Below are 1,317 nucleotides of genomic sequence, written 5' to 3' on the forward strand. Positions count from 1 at the left end.
GGTTCTTCTCCCATCTGAGGGGAGAAGGCGCACGGCCGACCAGCTAGATTTGTAGTTGTCGAGAAAACAAACCGAGGCCGGCCGTGGCCAAGCTGGATTGTATGCCGTTGCTGGGAGGCTGGGCGGGGTATCGCCTGGATGGATGGCGCCGCGAGGCACGTGGCGGAGCCACGTGGCTGGTGCTTTCGCTGTTGCCTGATTCACGCCGCCGACGACGCTGCAGTGGCTGCGGCAAGTGGGTCGTGGCCATCCACGACCAGACGCTCCGGCGCATCCGTGACTTGCCGGTGTTCGACGAGCCGGTGGAGTTGGAAGTCCAGCGGCAGCGGCTGGCCTGTCCTCGCTGTGGGCCGAAACTGGAGCACTTGGATTGGCTGGAGCGGCATGCGCGGGTAACGCAACGGCTTGCGCAGAGCGTGGCACGCATGTGCGCCACCACCTCGATCCATGCCACCGCAAAGTGGCATGGTCTGGACTGGAAGACGGTCAAAGCGCTTGATTTCAGGCATCTGATGCAGACGCTGGGCCCAGTGGACCTATCGGGCGTACGCGTGATCGCGATGGACGAGTTTGCGATCCAGAAGGGGCATCGCTACGCCACCGTGGTCGTCGAGCCATCGCGCAAGCGCGTGCTCTGGGTCGGCCGAGGACGCAGCCGCGCTGACATCCGTCCCTTCTTTGAGCTACTCGGCAGGGTCGGTTGCGAACGCATCCAAGCCGTAGCAATGGACATGAATTCGGCCTTTGATGTGGAGGTCAAAGCCCAGTGCCCCAATGCTGAAGTGGTCTACGACCTCTTCCATGTCGTGGCCAAGTACGGGCGCGAAGTCATTGATCGGGTGCGGGTGGACGAGGCCAATCGCCTACGCACCGACAAGCCCGCGCGACGGGTGGTGAAGACCTCGCGCTGGCTCCTGCTGCGCAATCGGCAAAACGTCCCGGCCGAGCAGCGCGTCCAACTCGAGGAGCTGCTGGCCGCCAACAAAGCCCTGCTGACCACGTATCTGCTCAAAGACGACCTGAAGCAGCTGTGGCGCTACCGAAGCCAGAGCTGGGCGGAGAAGGCCTGGCGGTCATGGAAGCATCGCGCCCTGCGAAGCGGGCTGGAGCCGCTGCGCATCTTTGTCCGCCGTCTGCAGCCTTATCTCCCGGGCATCCTGGCCCACTGCCGATGGCCGCTCGGGACGAACCTGGTGGAAGGCATCAATAACAAGATCAAGGTCATCAAGCGCGTCGCCTACGGATACCGAGACGACGCGTATTTCTTCCTGAAGATCCGGGCGGCCTTCCCCGGAGTTGGGTGAAGAACCAAAAAAA

Annotated in this window: 1 protein-coding gene; it reads left to right on the forward strand. The window is 62.9% G+C overall.

The annotated features are described in order from the left end of the window. Positions 1–101: 101 nt before the first annotated feature. Complete coding sequence (locus ACWV8V_RS18640) at positions 102–1,304, forward strand: ISL3 family transposase (RefSeq protein ID WP_455899623.1); 1,203 nt, start codon at positions 102–104, stop codon at positions 1,302–1,304. Positions 1,305–1,317 lie beyond the last annotated feature (13 nt).

This window comes from Stenotrophomonas sp. Ker107b, from assembly GCF_053847245.1.

What these genes read in the sequence shown, in the direction of transcription:
- ACWV8V_RS18640 (WP_455899623.1), top strand. Translation starts at nt 102, where the DNA reads ATGCCGTTGCTGGGAGGCTGGGCGGGGTATCGCCTGGATGGATGGCGC.